The sequence below is a fragment of the Pantoea deleyi genome (assembly GCF_022647325.1).
Lineage (GTDB): Bacteria > Pseudomonadota > Gammaproteobacteria > Enterobacterales > Enterobacteriaceae > Pantoea > Pantoea deleyi.
The window spans coordinates 3351536-3369327 of sequence record NZ_CP071405.1; the positions used below are offsets into that span (position 1 = coordinate 3351536).

A 17792-nucleotide genomic window follows, 5' to 3' on the forward strand; every position below is an offset into this window, starting at 1 on the left:
CCCCGGCTGGGATTAGACGGTGAAAAAGGCTAAACTTCGACATCATTCCAACGACCAACAGACCCAGAGGCTCAAACCAACGTGGCTCAATTCGTCTATAGCATGCATCGCGTCGGCAAAGTGGTTCCGCCGAAGCGTCATATCCTGAAAAACATCTCGCTCAGCTTCTTCCCAGGCGCAAAAATCGGCGTCCTCGGTCTGAACGGTGCGGGTAAATCTACCCTGCTGCGCATCATGGCCGGCATCGATAAAGATATCGAAGGGGAAGCGCGTCCACAGCCCGGCATCAAGATTGGCTACCTGCCGCAGGAGCCGCAGCTGAACCTTGAACACACCGTGCGTGAGTCGGTGGAAGAGGCGATGTCCGAAGTGGTTGGCGCCCTGAAACGCCTCGACGAAGTCTACGCCCTGTACGCCGAAGAGGATGCAGACTTCGACAAGCTGGCCGCTGAACAGGGTCGTCTGGAAGAGATTATCCAGGCGCACGACGGTCACAACCTGAATACGCAGCTGGAACGTGCGGCCGATGCGCTGCGTCTGCCAGACTGGGACGCGAAAATCGCGAACCTGTCCGGTGGTGAACGCCGCCGCGTTGCCCTCTGCCGCCTGCTGCTGGAAAAACCAGACATGCTGCTGCTGGACGAACCGACCAACCACCTGGACGCCGAGTCTGTCGCCTGGCTGGAGCGCTTCCTGCATGACTTCGAAGGCACCGTCGTGGCGATTACGCACGACCGTTACTTCCTGGATAACGTGGCGGGCTGGATTCTGGAGCTGGACCGCGGCGAAGGCATTCCGTGGGAAGGCAACTACTCCTCCTGGCTGGAGCAGAAAGATGCGCGTCTGGCACAGGAAGCCTCTACCGAAGCCGCTCGCCGTAAGTCGATCGAGAAAGAGCTGGAGTGGGTGCGTCAGGGGACCAAAGGCCGTCAGTCTAAAGGCAAAGCCCGTCTGGCACGCTTCGAAGAGCTGAACAACACGGACTACCAGAAGCGTAACGAAACCAACGAACTGTTCATTCCGCCAGGTGCCCGTCTGGGTGACAAAGTGCTGGAAGTCAGCAACCTGCGTAAATCGTACGGCGATCGTGTGCTGATTGATGACCTCTCCTTCTCCGTGCCGAAGGGTGCGATTGTCGGGATCATCGGTCCGAACGGCGCGGGTAAATCGACGCTGTTCCGTATGATGTCCGGTCAGGAACAGCCTGATTCCGGCAGCATCGTGCTGGGTGAAACCGTGAAGCTGGCCTCCGTCGATCAGTTCCGTGACAGCATGGATAACGCCAAAACCGTATGGGAAGAGGTTTCCGGCGGTCAGGACATCATGCGTATCGGTAACACCGAGATGCCAAGCCGCGCCTATGTCGGCCGCTTCAACTTCAAAGGCGTCGATCAGGGTAAGCGCGTCGGTGAACTGTCGGGCGGTGAACGCGGTCGTCTGCACCTGGCGAAACTGCTGCAGGTAGGCGGCAACATGCTGCTTCTCGATGAGCCAACCAACGACCTGGACATCGAAACCCTGCGCGCGCTGGAAAACGCCCTGCTGGAGTTCCCGGGCTGTGCCATGGTGATCTCGCATGACCGCTGGTTCCTGGACCGTATCGCGACTCACATTCTGGATTATCAGGATGAGGGTAAAATTGAATTCTTCGAAGGTAACTTTACCGAATATGAAGAGTACAAGAAGCGTACCCTCGGCGCAGACGCGCTGGAGCCGAAGCGCATCAAGTACAAGCGTATGACGAAGTAAGCGTGTCAGAGGGAGGCTCCGGTCTCCCTCTTCCGCTTTTCATTCTGTTCGCTACAGAGGTCTGAATCTGATGAAAAAAACAGCCAGGGCATCAACATCGAAAAAAGCAGAAGCGATTTTTGAGGCGACGAAAGTGGCTAACTTTGCCGCCAGTTCGCGCCTTGAGGGAATCTATATCTCTGCTGACAGTAAATTATTAACGCTGGAAGAGATCCGACGCCGCTATAAACAGTAACAGGTGGCGAAGGTGAATCGTTATCAGGTCTGGCGGGATCACTACTGTTACCCCGATTCAGATGTGCTGATCAATCGTTATAATATCCGCGATCAGATCCTGCTTGATCAGGCTGAACGTGATGTCACCGCACTGACTATTCATACGATTACGCTTTCACATCCTCCCTTTTCCCTCCGGACCTTGTGCCATATTCATTATTGCCTGTTTAACGAACTTTACAGCTGGGCAGGAAAAATACGCGATATCTCCATCAGCAAAGGCCAGACGCGATTTTGCCAGCCCGCTTTTATTGCGCGGGAAGCAGACCGTTTATTTACGAAAATGGCGCATGAGAAACTCTTCTCCCAGCCTGATCATGCGGCTTTCTGTTATCAGGTTGCCTGGTACTATTGCGAGTTAAATATTCTGCATCCCTTTCGCGAAGGTAATGGCCGTGCACTGCGCATCCTGTTTGAACATATTATTCTGCATGCAGGCTATCAGGTCAGCTGGGAAGGTCTGAGCGCCAGCGACTGGTTAGCCGCTAATATTGCCGGTTATCAATCCGGCCCTGAAAAAATGGCAGCTTTATTTCTCCGCCATATCCAGCCGCTCAGCGATAAAACGCCCTGAATACCGGAGACTGCAGCGCAAACTCAATAAAGCGCGCCAGCGCAGGCGACTGCAGTTTGCGGCCCGGATAGACCAGCCACAGCTCATTGCCTTCGACCTCCCATTCCGGTAACACCGGCACCAGCCGGGGATCGGCCATCGGCCCGTCGATCAGGAAGTGCGGCAGCAGCGTGATGCCCGCATCGCCCAGCGCCGATTCGCGCGCGTAGAGCAGATTGTCCGTGAGGTGGCCTGGCGGCAGCAGCCAGCGATAGAACTCTTCGTCACGCTGCAGCACCCATTCATTCCAGGCGCGGTGCGCAATACAGCGATGGGCCGACAGCTGCTGGGGATGGAGCAGCGGAGGATGCTGGTCGAGATAGTGCTGCGAAGCAACCAGCCGTCGCGGGCAGTTGCCTATCCGGCGGCCAATCAGCGAGGACTCCTGCGGCTGACCCGTGCGCAGCGCCACATCAAACCCCTCCTGCACCAGGTCACGCATCTCATCCGATATCGACACATCCAGCGTCACATCAGGATAAAGGCGCAGAAATGCCGCGTTGCAGCGCGCCAGCAGCGTGGCGCCGATGCCCGCCGGACTGGTGATACGCAGGCGGCCACTGGGGTTGTCACGCAGGCTGGCAATCGCCTGATCGGCGCGTTCACTGGCCTGCATCATCTCCTGGCAGTGCAGCAGATAGCGCTCACCGGCAAAGGTCAGATTGAGCTGGCGGGTGGTGCGGTTCAGCAGCCGGATCCCCAGCCGCTGCTCCAGCTGGCTGATGCGCTGGCTGACGCTCGATTTCGGCAGACCGGCCCGTTCCGCCGCGCCGGTAAAGCTGCCGCACTCCGCCACCAGCGCGAAAAGCGCCATATCCTGCCACTGCCGAAAGGCCATTGTTCACCTCAGACGAACACTCTATGAAAGATTGTCCATCTTATCACCGCTAAATCCTGGTTCTACACTTAAAGCCGGTTCTGAAAGATTCGCCATTCGGCCATGTGAAGCGTGGCGCAGCCCGACAGCGGGTTGCCGCGCCACGGTCAGCATGGCAGAGACACGTTCCAGGCTGAGAGCCTGATTAAACAGGAAAATGCTATGTCTATTCGCGCTATCGCAGTTAATCCGGAAAGTCCTGAAAACTTCACTGAGATTTTCCCTGAATCCCTGACGCCCGGTGAGTATGACCTGCGTGTCGAAGTGAAAGCGGCGTCGGTCAACCCGGTCGACACCAAAGTACATAAAGGGGCGATGAAAAATGGCCTTGAGCAGCCGCGCATTCTCGGCTGGGACGCCAGCGGCGTGGTGCTGGAAGTCGGCAGCAAAGTCAGCAACTTTAAGCCTGGCGACGAAGTCTTCTATGCCGGCGACCTGACCCGTCCGGGCAGCAACAGCACCGAGCAGCTGGTGGATTCACGTATCACCGGCCACAAGCCGGAGAGCCTGGACTGGGCGCAGTCGGCAGCGATCCCGCTGACCGCCCTGACCGCCTGGGAAGGATTGTTTGAGCGACTGAACCTGGAGCACGCCACGGCCGATCAGACGCTGCTGATCGTCGGCGGCGCGGGCGGCGTCGGATCGCTGGCGATCCCGCTGGCGAAGCTACGCAGCAAGGTGCAGATCATCGCGACCGCCTCGCGTGAAGATTCCGCGCAGTGGTGCCGCGATCGCGGAGCCGATCGGGTGATCAACTACAAAGATATGGTCGGCGAGCTGGAGAAACAGGGGATTAAGCAGGTTGATTACATCTTCTGCCTGAATGACACCGACGGTCACTGGGAAACCATGGCTAAACTGATCGCCCCGCAGGGCCATATCTGCACCATCGTCGAAAACGAACATCCGCTGTCGATGGATCAGCTGAAACTGAAGAGCGCCGCGCTGCACTTCGAGCTGATGTATACCCGCAGCATGTTCAACACGCCGGATATGGCGCGCCAGGGCGAGATTCTGGATGCGGTGTCGGCGCTGCTGGATGAGGGGAAACTGCAGACGACGCTGAGCGAGACGCTGCACGGCCTGAGCGTAGAGACGCTGAAAGCCGCTCATCAGCGGGTGCTGGAAGGCCACATGCGCGGTAAAGTGGTGATGGTCTATTAATGTCCCGATCCGGCTGCCAGACGGCAGACCGGATCACCGCAGGCGTTACGGCTGGGCGTTTTTCTCGCCCAGCATCGCCTTCACCAGCTCAATGCAGCGCAGGAAGCGGGTGTCATAATCATCTTCCTGAACGTGCAGAAAATCGATGTTATTTTCCCGCAGCATCGTCACCAGCATCGACTGAAACTCCCGACGATCCACCGAACTGCCCAGACTGCGCAATCCATCGGCAACCCAGGGCACGTTGTTTTCCAGCAGGATCACCAGATCAAAACGATATTCGTCGATCAGCGCCTGCACAAAGGGATGTTCACGCCCCTCATACTTCAGACAGAACGCCTGCGTGGTCACGAAATCGGTGTCGATAAACGCCACTTTATTGGCATATTTTACGGCGAAATCGATGTACTGCGCCTGCCCCAGCGCGATCTTGTCGTAATCGGAATATTGCAGCGCCATCTCGTCGCCGCCCAGATGGGAGAAGACGTAGTCGCGGCCATACTCCCAGGCGCTGGTGGTATTGAAGATGTTGGCGAGTTTGTTGACCAGCGTCGATTTGCCGCTGGATTCTCCGCCGAGGATCGCCACGGTGCGGACAAAGAACGGTTTTACTTCGGTGGGAATGTAGTCCCAGAAGCGGAACGGATCCTGACGGATCTGCGCGCCGCTGATGCTCATAAAGGATCGGCTGGGATCGACCAGCACGGTCTGAATCCCCAGATGCTGCTGATACATCTCGGCATCGGGCGCTTCGCTGGTGTAGATACAGTCCGCCGTAATCCCCTGTTCGCTGAGGAACGCACTGACGCCCCTGCTCCAGACATCCCAGCCGTGCGGATAAGGCTCAATGCCCTCTTCGTCGAAAGCGTGGATGCGGATATTTTTCTGATACTTAAAGGTCTGCAGCAGCCAGCGCAGGCGATCGCTGACCGTCGGCTGCTGGGACATCGCGCTGTTCTCAAACAGTTCACGGTCGCGCGGCTCGTCGTAGCCCATGATGATATGCAGCTCATCCACCTGGCTGCAGGCGCGCTGGATCAGATAGATATGGCCGGTGTGCAGCGGATAGAACTTACCGAATATCACCCCTATCCGTTTGTCCCGGCGCGGAAACTCCAGGCCCAGAAAGCGGTGCAGCGCCTCCAGCTTCTGAGCGCTGGGGCTTTTAATTTTGGCATTGAGCAACTGGCTCAGATAGCCTTTCGTCATGCCGCTGGCATCAGCGACCTGTTGCAGCGTGTGACCCTGCTGGCGGATGGCCGTTTTCAGATATTCAAACGACGACATGTCGTGCCTCCTGCATCAATGCGGTTAAGGTGCGTCCGGCCTGCCCTGCACTCCGGCTGACAGGCCGCAGGCGCGTTACAGTTCGTCCAGAATGGCCAGCGCATCGGCCAGCTTCTTCACGCTGAACACCTGCATCCCGGCAATCGGTTTTTTCGGTGCGTTGCCGGCGGGCACAATCGCGCGTCTGAAGCCGTGCTTCGCCGCTTCGGAGATGCGTTCCTGGCCGCTGGGCACCGGACGGATTTCACCGGCCAGGCCGACTTCGCCGAAGATCACCAGATCCTGCGGCAGCGGACGGTCGCGCAGACTCGATACCATCGACAGCATCAGCGCCAGGTCCGCACCGGTTTCGGTGACCTTCACGCCGCCGACGACGTTGACGAACACATCCTGGTCCGCCATCTGCAGTCCACCGTGTCGATGCAGCACGGCCAGCAGAATCGCCAGACGGTTCTGCTCCAGCCCGACCGCCACACGGCGCGGATTGCCCATCATCGAGTGATCGACCAGCGCCTGAATCTCCACCAGCAGCGGCCGCGTTCCCTCCCACAGCACCATCACGGAGCTGCCGGAAGTCACCTCTTCGCCGCGCGACAGAAAGATCGCTGAGGGGTTGCTGACTTCGCGCATGCCCTGCTCGGTCATGGCAAACACGCCCAGTTCATTGACCGCGCCGAAGCGGTTTTTGTGGCTGCGCAGCGTGCGGAAGCGGGAATCGGCATCGCCATCCAGCAGCACCGAACAGTCGATGCAGTGCTCCAGCACTTTCGGCCCCGCCAGCGAACCATCTTTGGTGACGTGGCCGACCATAATGATCGCGACGCCGCGCGTTTTGGCAAAGCGCGTCAGATAGGCGGCGGTTTCGCGCACCTGGGCGACGCTGCCGGGTGACGACTGGATCTCCGCCATATGCATCACCTGGATCGAGTCGATCACCATCAGTTGCGGCTGCTCCTGCTCGGCGATCAGGCAGATCTGCTCAATGCTGGTTTCCGACAGCATATTCACATTTTCGGTGGGCAATCCCAGACGATGGGCGCGCATCGCGACCTGTTGCAGCGACTCTTCACCGGTCACGTAGAGGGTTTTCATCCCCTCCGACAGCCGGCACATCACCTGCAGCAGCAGCGTCGATTTCCCGGCGCCAGGGTTGCCGCCGATCAGGATCGCGCTGCCCGGCACGACGCCGCCGCCCAGCACCCGGTCAAACTCTTTGAAGGTGGAGGAGAAACGCGGCAGCGCCTCCAGGCTGATTTCAGAGAGTTTCTGCACCCGGCTGGTGCCGGCGCTGCCGGCGTAACCGCTCAGGCGCTCGTTACGCGCAGCCGCAGGCGAGGCGGCGATGCGCACCTCGGTGATGGTGTTCCAGGCGTGACAGGCGCTGCATTGCCCCTGCCAGCGTGGGTAATCTGCGCCACATTCGTTACAGACAAATGCGCGTTTTGCCGCTTTGGCCAAATCAATACCTCAGTTAACGCTCTTCGTGGATCAGGCTGCCGGTCAGGATGCAGAACACCCCCATAAGATCGGCATGGCGAATGGTGACCGCAGTCTGTTCATTCACCTTAGGTTTAGCATGGAACGCAATGCCCAGCGCGGCGGCTTTGATCATCGGCAGGTCATTGGCTCCATCGCCGATCGCCACCGTCTGCTCCGGCGCGATGTTAAAACGCTGCGCCAGCTTCTTCAGGGTATCGGCTTTGTATTGTGCGTCGACAATCGGTCCCAGCACCTTGCCGGTGAGCTTGCCGTCGCGAATCTCAAGCTCATTGGCCGCCACCGCCGACAGATGCAGCCTGTCACGCAGGTATTCGGCGTAGTAGGTAAAGCCGCCGGACGCGATGGCGACCTGCCAGCCCAGCGCCTGCAGTTTCTGCGTCAGCGTCGTCAGGCCTGGCATCAGCGGCAGGGCATCACGCACCTGCATCAGGATATTGGCGTCTGAGCCCTGCAGGGCCGCCACGCGCTCGCGCAGGCTGGCAGCGAAGTCGAGTTCGCCGCGCATCGCGCGCTCCGTCACGTCCGCCACCTGTTCGCCGCAGCCCGCCAGTTTTGCGATCTCGTCGATGCATTCGATCTGAATCGCGGTCGAATCCATATCCATCACCAGCAGGCCCGGCGCTTTCAGCCACGGGATTTTACCCAGCGGCGCCACGTCCAGTCCGGCGTCGTGCGCCAGCCGGGTGGCAAACGGCGTCAGCGATCCCGCCAGGCGAATCACCTGATACTCATCGACGTTCCAGGCGCTGACGATCACCATCGCGGCACCCAGCTGATGCTGATAATCGGTCAGACGCTGCTTATCCAGCCCGCGGCCATACAGCAGCCAGCCGGTGCGGCCAGCGCGATAATCCAGCGGCATCACTTCATCACCGCTAAGAGAAAGGGGCAAACCCGGCCAGAGAGAGACGTCGGCGGGAAGATCGCACCAGGTTAAACGATTTGGCATCACAGCTCCTGTAGGGACAACAAAACCACGCAAGAGGCTACCTTGTCTGCGCCGCTTCTGGCAACATAATCTCCAGGCTTTCTGTTGTGACATGACCCGGATGATTAATGGCTAAAACCGCACTGAAATTTCGCTTGCATCGAACCGTGATCGTGCTCATCTCGATGGCGCTGCTGGTCGTCCTGATGCAGGGCGCATCCTGGTTCAGTCTGGGTCATCAGATGGCGCGGTCTGAACAGGTCGAGGAGCTGGCGCATACCCTCACCAGTCAGGTGGCGTTCAGCCTTAAGCCGTTGATGGATAACAGCGAAAATAACCGCAATCAGATCGAAGCGATCCTGAACCAGATGACGGCAAACAGCCGTATTCTGGATGCGTCGGTCTATGACGGCGACGGCAGCCTGGTGGCGCACAGCGGCGAGAATATCAACGTCCGCGACCGGCTGGCGCTCGACGGGCAGCGGGCGGGCAGCTATTTCAACCATCAGATTGTGCAGCCGCTGGACGGCAGCGATGGCCCGCTCGGCTTTCTGCGCGTAACGCTCGACACCCATGTGCTGGTCACCGACTCACATCAGGTCGATAACACCACCAATATTCTGCGCCTGATGATGCTGCTGGCACTGGCCATCGGCATTATCCTCTCCCGCACCCTGCTGCGCCATCGCCGCACCCGCTGGCAGCAGTCGCCGTTTCTGCTGACCGCCAGCACGCCGGTGCAAGAGGATCGTGATGACGATGAAGAGAAGAAAGCGTAGCGCGCTGGCGTCAGGATCGCGATAAACGAAAAGGCCCGCTATGCGGGCCTTTTTGATCGGCAGGCGATCGCGGAGTGCGGCGTCGATCAGCCGACCAGCAGCGCTTCCAGTTCGGCCAGCGATTTGATCTGCCAGGTCGGTTTGATCTGTTCCGGCAGCGGCCGGGTGCCGTGATCCAGCCAGCAGGTCTTCAGACCGGCGTTCATGCCGCCCAGAATGTCCGATTCCGGCGTATCACCGACCATCAGTACCCGCTGACGATCCGGATTGCCCAGCTGTTCCAGCGCATAATCAAAAATCGCTGCCGCCGGTTTAGGCACGCCGACCTGCTCAGAGATCACCAGCGCCGAGAAGTAATCGCGGAAGCCGGTACGCTCCAGGCGGGTCTGCTGCAGGGCGGTGAAGCCGTTGGTGATGATGCCCATCTTCACCCGCCCGTGCAGGTGGTTCATCAGGCTGACCGCGCCCGGCAGCGGCGTGCAGATCTCCCCCATTGCGCTGAGGAAGCCGCTGTTGAGGATCTCCGGGGCGACGCTGAGCTTTTCGCTCCAGTGGTTAAACCGCTGCGTCTGCAGCTGTAGCGCCGAAATCGTGCCGTTCTGGTAATCGACCCAGAGCGGTTTGTTTATCGCCTGGTAGTCGCTGTAGTCCTGGTCGGTAAACTGCACATCGTAACCCGCGAACAGGCGCTGCAGCCCGGCGAAGGCGTCGAAATGAAAAAGGGTATCGTCTGCATCAAACAGGATGCAATCCCAGTGTTCTGACATGAAAGCTCCTTTATGCGGCTACAGCGTCAGCGCCATAAGGATGGCATCTTCACGGCCGCTGGCAGTGGGATAGTAGTCAGGGCGACGACTGACCTGATTGAAGCCAAGCTGCTCATAGAGCGCGATTGCGGGCAGGTTTGAGGCCCGCACTTCCAGCCACAGCGTCAGCACATCGCGTTTGATCAACGCCTCGATCAGATGCTGCAACAGCTGACGGCCTAATCCCCGACGCTGAAAGGCGGGATCGACCGCAATATTGAACAGGGAGGCTTCGTCGAGGACGACCTGGGTAATAGCGAAGGCGGCCATTTTGTCGCCGACGTCGAGTCGCAGATTGAGGAAGCGCTCGCCCTGATTGCTGGCAAAGGTCTGTTCACGCCAGGGAAACGCGTGGCTGCGGCACTCGATCGCAAAGGCTTCCGCCAGATCGTCAGGGGTGAGGAAAGAGATGGCTGTCATAGTTACACATCTGTTGCCAGAGCGCGCGTCGGGCGACGCCGCTGCTGATCAGTTCATTAAAAGAGGCGCTGCTCAGTGCCACGCCATTGAAGGTCTGTTCGCTCTCAACACCCAGCAGCCAGCCCGCACAGTTCAGCGTTTCCGGCAGCATCTGCAGCTGATCCGGCGTAACGGTCATCACCTGAGCAGGCTGCAGATGAAGCGCATGCAGCACGTCGCGCATCAGCGGCTCATCCAGACCGGGGGGCGCCTCCGCGACAATAATTAGCTGCGTGTCCGGGGCCAGCGTGACGGCAATTTCGCCCTGAAGCACGCGCGGGCGGCGCAGTTGATACTGCGTAATTCCCATTTGCTGTAAAAGCCAGTCGCGCCTGGACGTCATGGTGTTACCTGTTCTGCTGCCTGATTGCGACGCTATGCTAGCAAACCCATCGAACATGCGCCAACAAAGCACTATAATCCCCGCTCAGATCTTACAGGAGCCCTACATGTCTGCTTTTTCCCCGGCCAGCGAAGTTATTCTGCGCCACAGTGATGAATTTACCGCCCGCCATGTCTTATTTGCTGGCGATCTGCAGGATGACCTGCCCGCTCAGCTGGAAACCGCCTCATCGCGCGTTCACACCCAGCAATATCATCACTGGCAAAACCTGAGCCGCCGCATGGGCGAACAGGCCCGTTACGGCCTGGTGGCGCAGGCGGAAGATGTGCAGGGCTGCGACACGCTGATCTACTTCTGGACCAAAAATAAGCCGGAAGTGCAGTTCCAGCTGCAGAACCTGCTGTCACTGCTGCCGGTGGGCTGCGACGTGTTCGTGGTCGGTGAAAACCGCAGCGGCGTGCGCAGCGCGGAAGGCATGCTGGCGTCGTGGGTGAAGCTGGAGAAAATCGACAGCGCCCGCCGCTGTGGTCTCTATCATGGCCGCCTCGACACCCAGCCGGCGTTTGACGTCAGCGCCTTTGGTGACCAGTACCCGCTGGATGATCTGACTATTCACACCCTGCCGGGCGTCTTCAGCCGTGATGGCCTGGACAGCGGCAGCGCCCTGCTGCTGTCGACCTTTACCCCGCACACCAAAGGCAAAGTGCTGGATATGGGCTGTGGCGCGGGCGTGATGGCCGCTTCGCTCTCTGCCGTATCGCCTAAAGTCCGTCTCTGGCTGTGCGACGTCCATGCGGCGGCGATCGAAGCGAGTAAGGCGACGCTGGCCGCCAATGGCATCGAGGGTGAAGTTTTTGCCAGCAACGTCTTCTCTGACGTCACGGGCCGTTTCGATATGATTATCTCCAACCCGCCTTTCCATGAAGGGACGCAGACCAGCCTCGATGCGGCTCAGGCGCTGATCCGGGGTGCGGTGAAGCATCTGAACACCGGCGGTGAGCTGCGTATCGTGGCCAATACCTTCCTGCCCTATCCCCAGGTGCTGGATGAAACCTTCGGCAGCCATGAAGTGATCGCACAGACCGGTCGCTTTAAGGTCTATCGTGCCATCTATGGTCGTGGCGCCAGGGCGCGATAAGCGCTTTTTTTCGCCATTACCCGCATCGCCGGGCTGAAAACGTTGCTTTTTGCAGCAATCGTTTCAGCCCGACGAAATAGTTGTTGACGCAAAGAGTAAAATCTCTAGAATGCGCCTCCGTGGTTGTAACATTCTCAGGGTGTTACGGGTATGCGAAGGTGGCGGAATTGGTAGACGCGCTAGCTTCAGGTGTTAGTGTCTTAACGGACGTGAGGGTTCAAGTCCCTCTCTTCGCACCAAAATCACATGTTTCATATCGCGAGCACTGCGCGAAGGTGGCGGAATTGGTAGACGCGCTAGCTTCAGGTGTTAGTGTCTTAACGGACGTGAGGGTTCAAGTCCCTCTCTTCGCACCAATGCGGTGATATGAAAAGACAACTCGATGCGAAGGTGGCGGAATTGGTAGACGCGCTAGCTTCAGGTGTTAGTGTCTTAACGGACGTGAGGGTTCAAGTCCCTCTCTTCGCACCAACGTTGTCATTCTCAGGTCGTTCCCGGCCGCCTCTCTCTTCCCCTGCAGTTCCGTTTTCCTCTTTTACTCCACTGAGTTTTTAATTGATCGTCCTGCTCCGTTTTCCAGCTGATCTGCAGCGCTAGCTGAGTTGAAAGTTCACAGAGACAGCCGCCAGTCCGCCCGCTAACGCCAGACACGACGGCAGCAGCAGGTAATGACGCAGACGCCGGTTAAACAGCATCACGACGGTCAGCAGCAGCGCCACGGTCATCACCATCCGCCACTGGCTGAAGCTTGGCTCCCATAATGCAAACAGCGGCAACGCGATGCAGGGCAGCAGCACGCCCCAGGCGCTATCCAGTTTCTTACCCAGCGCCCAGCTGACGCCCCACAGGCCGCAGGCTGCGACAATCGCTATTCCCATGACAAAGCCTCAAATGATAAGCATTCCCATTATCATATAGCAGATTTTACCTCCCTGCAGCCTGTTTTTGTCGGTTCCGGACGCGAAGATGACAGACCAGTTGGAAAATGCTAGATTGCGGCCGATAATACTTTTAATAACAGCAATAATTATCTGACTGGCAGAAGCTATTCTGCCGGCTTGCGCTTTGGTATTTCAGGGTCGCCGCGAGTATTTACAATGAAATTACAATCATATGAAGAGCTTAAACAGAGCAAATACCGCCTGTCGGTCATGCTTTTTCTGTTTCTTAATATCGCCATTTCACTCTTTTTTGTTCTGCCCGTAATTAACGTCGAAAACAGCGATACGACTCTGCCGCTCATCTGTATCATGGCATTCAGCGGCATCATGTTAATAACCTATTTAATCTGGCCAAAAGCAAAACTTCCCCTGCTAAATCCCGTGGCGCTGCTGCTCGGCGTGCTCTGGGCCTGGCACATTAATTATCGCTTTCATCAGATATTCTATTTCGATGGCGGCTTTCTTATTATCAGCTTAATCAGTCTGTTATTTATCAGTGCAATCGCCCTGAGTGATTATCTGGCGGCATTCTGGCTGCACGTTACCCCGCCGGTGGTGACCGTTGTGCTGCTCGACAATGCGCAGCATCTGCCGCTGATCCTGCTGACCATTGCCCTGCCGTTAATCGGATTTTCGCTTCAGCATCTGATGCGGCGGCGCGCCGACAATTTTACTCTGCGCCTGATGCATCAGCTCTATGAAGAGAAAGAGACCTTCAGCGATCTCAGCATGCTCGACCCACTGACCGGACTCTATAACCGGCGCGGGCTGAAGAACCGGCTCGACAATATCCTGCAGAATCACGCGGGCAGCCACTATGTGCTGCTGCTGGATATCGATCACTTCAAGGCCTACAACGACAACTACGGACATGCGATGGGCGACCAGGCGCTGGCGCGCGTCTCTGTCGCGATTCGGGATGCCGTGCGTTCACGCGATGTCGTTACCCGCTACGGCGGCGAAGAGTTTCTGGTGCTGATGACCAATGTGAACAGCTCGATTGCCCTGAAGCTGGCTGAGCGCATCCGTCAGTATGTGGTGGATTTAGAAATCCCCCACCTTTTCAACGAAACCGTGTCGACCCACGTCACCATCAGCGCCGGTATTGCGCCCATCTATGATGATGAGTTTGATCAGGCCGTCGCCAATGCTGACAGCGCGCTCTACGTGGCTAAGAATCAGGGGCGCAATACCATCCTCGCCTGGGAAGATCTCCCACGACAGCCGCAACAGACCGCCAGCGAACCGGCCTGATTCAGCCGGTTATCAACAGATGACGCCGCGACAGGCCCTGCCCTGTCCGTGGCGGATGCCCCCGATAACGCCTGCGCGTTGCCCGCCAGCAGAAGATTTTTTGCGCGACTTGTAGAGTTAATCAATAACGATTATCATTTGCTTTCTTATCTACACTTTTCGCGAGTCGTCATGGCAACCGCTTCAGTTCAGGAACCGCGTTTTAGCGCTCAGTCGATGATCTTCCGGCAGAACGACCGTCCGCTGGCGGAAAGTCTGCATGAGCAACTGCAACAGCAGCGCAGCTATCTGCTTGACTCGACGAAGTTCAGTCAGCCCGCGCCGCGTGACACGCAGACCCTCGCGGCCTGGTCTCAGGCGGCAAACTTTACCCCGCTTATCCAGCGCTACAGCGATTATCTCTACCGCGATCATCCTGATGCAGTCCGGGAAGCGAAGCCGGTACTCTCACTCTGGGCGCAATGGTATTTTGGCCTGTTGCTGCCGCCGCTGATCATGGCGTTACTTCAGGAGTCGCGCGCGCTGGACTGCTCACCGGAGCATATCCGCGTCGGCTTCCATGAGCATGGTCATCCGGCAACGTTCTGGATCGCGGTGCAGGAGGATGAGGAAGCGCGCTATCTGAATCCCCGGCAGCGCATTGATCGGCTGATTCAGCAGCATCTTATCCCGGTGGTGAACGGCATCACGCAGCATGGTGACATCAATGCCCGCCTGATCTGGAACAACATGGGCTACTCATTCCAGTGGTTCCTGGGCGAGCTGAAAAGCCAGATTGACGAGACGCTGGTGCTGCAGCTGGAGCAGGCGCTGTTCTTCAGTCAGCGACTGCTGGATGGCAGCGAAAACCCCCTCTACCGCACCATGATCCCGCGCAACGGTGAGCTGGTCCGTCGCAGCTGCTGTCAGCGTTATCGCATTCCGGATGTCGAACAATGCGGCAACTGCACCCTGAACGGGAGCTGAACAGGGCTAATTCCCGCGAATTCTCCGTTTATCTCGTTTACAGGCACTGAGGCTTGTGGCAATTTTTACGCCTTCGATCAGCCTGGAGAAAAAGATGAGTCTGGAGTCCGTGCGCCAGTTCTTCGCCGAACACGCCCCTGAAATTGAAATTATCGAACTGGCCGAAAGCACCGCAACGGTCGGCATGGCTGCCCGCGCCCACGGCGTCACGCCGGGAGAAATTGCGAAAACGCTGTCGCTGAAGGTGAAAAACGATGTGGTGCTGATCGTGACGCGAGGCGATGCCCGACTGGATAATCGCAAGCTGAAAGCGGCTCTCGGAGCCAAGGCGCGGATGCTGAGCGTTGATGAAGTGATTAACTGGACCGGCCATCCGGTCGGCGGCGTCTGTCCATTTGGTCTGGAGAATCCCCTGACCGTCTACTGTGATGTCTCCCTGCGCAGTTTCGACGAAGTCCTGCCCGCTGCGGGTGCGATCCACAGCGCCGTCCGCATCTCGCCACAGCAGATGGCTGAACTGACAAACGCCCGCTGGATCGACGTCTGCGAGGCAATCTGAACCCAGCCCTCTCTGCTGCGAAGTAACTCTGCCGATCGCCTGATAGATCGAACGGACAAACGGAACCGCGCCGCGGGCCGGGGCGCTGCCTGCCACCGGCTCGCGACGCTTTCGCTGAATCAGGCTTTCAGGCGCTTAAACGCCGCTTCGATGATCGACAGCAGCAGCGCGTTATCAACCCGATGCAGCACATGCACCGAGGCACCGCACCCTTCAGGTACGCCCACCGTCAGCCGCAGCGGCTGCCGGTAACGCCAGCTTTTGCCGCGAGTGGCACCCGGCCGCAGTTCGATGTCGACCTGATAATCGATGCCTGACGCCACTCGCTGATTCAGCAGCCAGGCGACCACCAGCGCATCATGGATCCAGCATCCGGCAAGCTGCCGGGTCGCTATCGAATAGTCGATCCACGGCCGCAGCGTGTCGCGTACAAATGCGGTCAGCGGATGGTCCACCGTAGTCAGGCGGGTTAAATCCTGCTGCGTGAGCAGTGTCTGCGTCGTAACATCCATCGGCACCAGCGTAACGGCCGCCCCGCTGTGCAGCACCTGATGCGCCGCCTCCGGGTCCAGACCAAAGTTGGTGTCTTTGATGTAATCATCCAGCGCAAATACGCCGCCCATAATCACAATTTCGGCGACCGCTTCGGCCATCGCCGGATAGCGCTGCATCGCCAGCGCCACGTTAGTCAGCGGGCCAATCGCGACCAGGGTAATCTCACCCGGATGCTCACAAATCAGCCTGCCGATAGCGTCGGCGGCATCGAAGGCATCGGCCGCAAGCGCCGCAGGCGGCGGCACATCCTGCCAGAGGGAGCCGAGCGCGAGCTGATTCACCCGGTTATCCAGCGTCTCGCGCCACGGCGCAGGATCTTCCTGCAGCGCGCGGGTCGCGCCCTGCACGACCGGGATGGCCAGCCCCAGCCGGACAATCAGATCTTTGGCTACGCGCGCGCCCACGTCACTGGGTGTATTACCGGCTACCGTGGTGATTAACTCCAGCGACAGTCCGGGAGAAGCCAGGGCCAGCGCAATCGCCAGCCCATCGTCGGTGTTGGCACCTGCGATCCCGTTGCCGGGGTCGCAGTCAATAATGATTCTTTTCATGTTCTTATAATTTAACTCTGGCTTTGCGGCTGGCAGCCGCAGGATTCACCGATTTCAAGATAGTGGGGAAACTCCTTTAACTGGGCTTCGCTCTGCCCCTCTTTCAGCATATGAATGGCGGAGCGGGCCATCTCACGCAGCGGCTGACGCACGGTCGTTAATTTCGGGACGTGAAACGACGAGTGATTGGTGCCGTTGAAGCAGACCAGCGCCACATCCTGCGGCACCCGGATCTGATGTTCGGAAAAGGCGCGCAGCGCACCAATCGCCTGCCCCTCGTTGCTGGCGAACAGCGCCCGGGGGACGCAGCGCCGGGCGATCATGGTCTGAGCCGCAGCGTATCCGCCCTGCGGGGTGTAGCTGGCCGGAAACATCAGCGACTCATCGATCGGCAGGCCGCGCTCCTGCATGGCATCGCGCCAGCCCTGAATACGATCCTGGGCGTTGAGCATCTCCAGCGGGCCACTGATGATGCCGACCTGCTGATAACCGTGGCTCAGCAGATGCGCCGTCACCTGCCAGGCCGCCTGACGCTCATTGACCCGCAACATATTCACGCCGGGCTGCGGCTCCACCCGCTCCAGCATCACCAGTGGTGTTCCGCTGGCCTTAATGAGATCGATATAGGGATGGCGATCCACGCTGTTGTAAAACAGACCGTCGACCTGCCGGTTCAGCAGCCCCTGAATTAACTCCAGTTCGCGCTTGCGATCGTCTCCTGCATCGCCCAGCAGCATGACGTGACCGTGATTCATCGACTCCTGCAGCAGTACGTGCGCCATGGAGGCCACAAAAGGATTGCCGATGTTAGGCACCACCAGACCAAAGGTTTTGGTGTTGCCGGAGGCCAGCGCGCGGGCTGCCGCATTCGGCCGGTAGCCGGTTGCTTTTATCGCTTCCAGTACGCGCTGACGGGTCGCTTCAGCGACCGGGCGTGGTCCGTTATTAATGACGTAACTGACGACTGCCACTGACGTGCCTGCCGCTTTGGCAACTTCACTGCGGGTCACTTTTCCCGTTAACGACTTAGGCACATCACGTTCCTCC

Annotated in this window: 19 protein-coding genes and 3 tRNA genes; 12 read left to right on the top strand and 10 right to left on the bottom strand. The window is 58.6% G+C overall.

Translation table 11 applies throughout. From position 1 onward, the window contains the following. Window positions 1–81 precede the first annotated feature (81 nt). From ettA to J1C59_RS15840, 3 genes are all read left to right on the top strand, one after another. Window positions 82–1749, top strand: coding sequence for an energy-dependent translational throttle protein EttA (gene ettA / locus J1C59_RS15830; protein ID WP_128085963.1), 1668 nt, complete (start codon window positions 82–84; stop codon window positions 1747–1749). 70 nt (window positions 1750–1819) lie between these two features. Then, window positions 1820–1984: a YhfG family protein gene (locus tag J1C59_RS15835; RefSeq protein WP_128085964.1), complete on the top strand. Its 165-nt coding sequence runs from the start codon at window positions 1820–1822 to the stop codon at window positions 1982–1984. 12 nt (window positions 1985–1996) lie between these two features. Continuing rightward, window positions 1997–2599 (top strand): putative adenosine monophosphate-protein transferase Fic, encoded by a 603-nt coding sequence (locus tag J1C59_RS15840; RefSeq protein WP_128085965.1) that lies wholly within the window; start codon window positions 1997–1999, stop codon window positions 2597–2599. Here J1C59_RS15840 and J1C59_RS15845 read toward each other — a convergent pair. After that, a complete protein-coding gene (locus tag J1C59_RS15845) occupies window positions 2580–3476 on the bottom strand; it encodes a LysR family transcriptional regulator (protein ID WP_128085966.1) in 897 nt (298 codons plus the stop codon). The genes J1C59_RS15840 and J1C59_RS15845 overlap by 20 nt on opposite strands. 201 nt (window positions 3477–3677) lie before the next feature. Here J1C59_RS15845 and J1C59_RS15850 point away from each other — a divergent pair, with 201 nt between their 5' ends. Then, window positions 3678–4679 carry a zinc-binding alcohol dehydrogenase family protein gene (locus tag J1C59_RS15850; protein ID WP_128085967.1) on the top strand — a complete coding sequence of 334 codons (1002 nt, stop codon included), beginning with the start codon at window positions 3678–3680 and terminating at the stop codon, window positions 4677–4679. A 45-nt stretch (window positions 4680–4724) separates the two neighbouring features. On the opposite strand, the gene nadR is transcribed toward J1C59_RS15850, so the two are convergent. From nadR to serB, 3 genes are all read right to left on the bottom strand, one after another. Beyond that, window positions 4725–5966, bottom strand: a complete 1242-nt coding sequence (nadR, locus tag J1C59_RS15855) for a multifunctional transcriptional regulator/nicotinamide-nucleotide adenylyltransferase/ribosylnicotinamide kinase NadR (RefSeq protein ID WP_128085968.1) — start codon at window positions 5964–5966, stop codon at window positions 4725–4727. A 75-nt stretch (window positions 5967–6041) separates the two neighbouring features. Further along, window positions 6042–7424 (bottom strand): DNA repair protein RadA, encoded by a 1383-nt coding sequence (gene radA / locus J1C59_RS15860; protein WP_128085969.1) that lies wholly within the window; start codon window positions 7422–7424, stop codon window positions 6042–6044. A gap of 13 nt (window positions 7425–7437) precedes the next feature. Next, window positions 7438–8415, bottom strand: a complete 978-nt coding sequence (serB, locus tag J1C59_RS15865) for a phosphoserine phosphatase (protein ID WP_128085970.1) — start codon at window positions 8413–8415, stop codon at window positions 7438–7440. Window positions 8416–8522: 107 nt separating this feature from the next. Here serB and J1C59_RS15870 point away from each other — a divergent pair, with 107 nt between their 5' ends. Further along, window positions 8523–9173: a YtjB family periplasmic protein gene (locus tag J1C59_RS15870; RefSeq protein WP_128085971.1), complete on the top strand. Its 651-nt coding sequence runs from the start codon at window positions 8523–8525 to the stop codon at window positions 9171–9173. An 86-nt stretch (window positions 9174–9259) separates the two neighbouring features. Here the strand turns inward: J1C59_RS15870 and yjjG are convergent, their stop codons facing one another. The 3 genes from yjjG to J1C59_RS15885 are packed head-to-tail and all read right to left on the bottom strand — an operon-like array spanning window position 9260 to window position 10781. Beyond that, the gene (yjjG, locus tag J1C59_RS15875; RefSeq protein WP_128085972.1) at window positions 9260–9940 is read right to left on the bottom strand and encodes a pyrimidine 5'-nucleotidase; all 681 of its coding nucleotides are present in this window, start codon (window positions 9938–9940) and stop codon (window positions 9260–9262) included. A gap of 18 nt (window positions 9941–9958) precedes the next feature. Continuing rightward, the gene (gene rimI / locus J1C59_RS15880) at window positions 9959–10399 is read right to left on the bottom strand and encodes a ribosomal protein S18-alanine N-acetyltransferase (RefSeq protein ID WP_128085973.1); all 441 of its coding nucleotides are present in this window, start codon (window positions 10397–10399) and stop codon (window positions 9959–9961) included. Beyond that, window positions 10371–10781: a DNA polymerase III subunit psi gene (locus J1C59_RS15885; RefSeq protein WP_128085974.1), complete on the bottom strand. Its 411-nt coding sequence runs from the start codon at window positions 10779–10781 to the stop codon at window positions 10371–10373. Before J1C59_RS15885 ends, rimI begins: the two co-directional genes overlap by 29 nt. A 106-nt stretch (window positions 10782–10887) precedes the next feature. On the opposite strand from J1C59_RS15885, the gene rsmC reads away from it, so the two are divergent. The 4 genes from rsmC (at window position 10888) to J1C59_RS15905 (ending at window position 12390) form a co-directional block, all read left to right on the top strand. Then, entirely contained in the window at window positions 10888–11919 is a 1032-nt protein-coding gene (rsmC, locus tag J1C59_RS15890; protein ID WP_140917035.1) for a 16S rRNA (guanine(1207)-N(2))-methyltransferase RsmC, read from the top strand. A 152-nt stretch (window positions 11920–12071) separates the two neighbouring features. Beyond that, window positions 12072–12158, top strand: a tRNA-Leu gene (locus tag J1C59_RS15895). Between the two features lie 30 nt (window positions 12159–12188). Then, a tRNA-Leu gene (locus tag J1C59_RS15900) sits at window positions 12189–12275 on the top strand. Window positions 12276–12303: 28 nt separating this feature from the next. Continuing rightward, window positions 12304–12390, top strand: a tRNA-Leu gene (locus J1C59_RS15905). Between the two features lie 122 nt (window positions 12391–12512). On the opposite strand, the gene J1C59_RS15910 is transcribed toward J1C59_RS15905, so the two are convergent. After that, window positions 12513–12797 carry a DUF1435 domain-containing protein gene (locus tag J1C59_RS15910; protein ID WP_128086641.1) on the bottom strand — a complete coding sequence of 95 codons (285 nt, stop codon included), beginning with the start codon at window positions 12795–12797 and terminating at the stop codon, window positions 12513–12515. 219 nt (window positions 12798–13016) lie between these two features. Here J1C59_RS15910 and J1C59_RS15915 point away from each other — a divergent pair, with 219 nt between their 5' ends. The 3 genes from J1C59_RS15915 to J1C59_RS15925 all read left to right on the top strand — a co-directional run bounded on the left by J1C59_RS15915 (window position 13017) and on the right by J1C59_RS15925 (window position 15639). Next, on the top strand, window positions 13017–14114 hold the full coding sequence (locus tag J1C59_RS15915) for a GGDEF domain-containing protein (RefSeq protein WP_128086642.1): 1098 nt from the start codon (window positions 13017–13019) through the stop codon (window positions 14112–14114). A gap of 171 nt (window positions 14115–14285) precedes the next feature. Then, window positions 14286–15080 (top strand): siderophore-iron reductase FhuF, encoded by a 795-nt coding sequence (fhuF, locus tag J1C59_RS15920; protein ID WP_128086643.1) that lies wholly within the window; start codon window positions 14286–14288, stop codon window positions 15078–15080. Window positions 15081–15174: 94 nt separating this feature from the next. After that, window positions 15175–15639, top strand: a complete 465-nt coding sequence (locus J1C59_RS15925) for a YbaK/EbsC family protein (RefSeq protein ID WP_098051571.1) — start codon at window positions 15175–15177, stop codon at window positions 15637–15639. Window positions 15640–15758: 119 nt separating this feature from the next. Here J1C59_RS15925 and J1C59_RS15930 read toward each other — a convergent pair whose 3' ends face one another. Together J1C59_RS15930 and J1C59_RS15935 are read right to left on the bottom strand one after the other, a co-directional pair. Then, window positions 15759–16745, bottom strand: coding sequence for a nucleoside hydrolase (locus J1C59_RS15930; protein ID WP_128086644.1), 987 nt, complete (start codon window positions 16743–16745; stop codon window positions 15759–15761). An 11-nt stretch (window positions 16746–16756) separates the two neighbouring features. Next, a complete protein-coding gene (locus J1C59_RS15935; RefSeq protein ID WP_140917036.1) occupies window positions 16757–17779 on the bottom strand; it encodes a LacI family DNA-binding transcriptional regulator in 1023 nt (340 codons plus the stop codon). Between the last annotated feature and the right edge of the window lie 13 nt (window positions 17780–17792).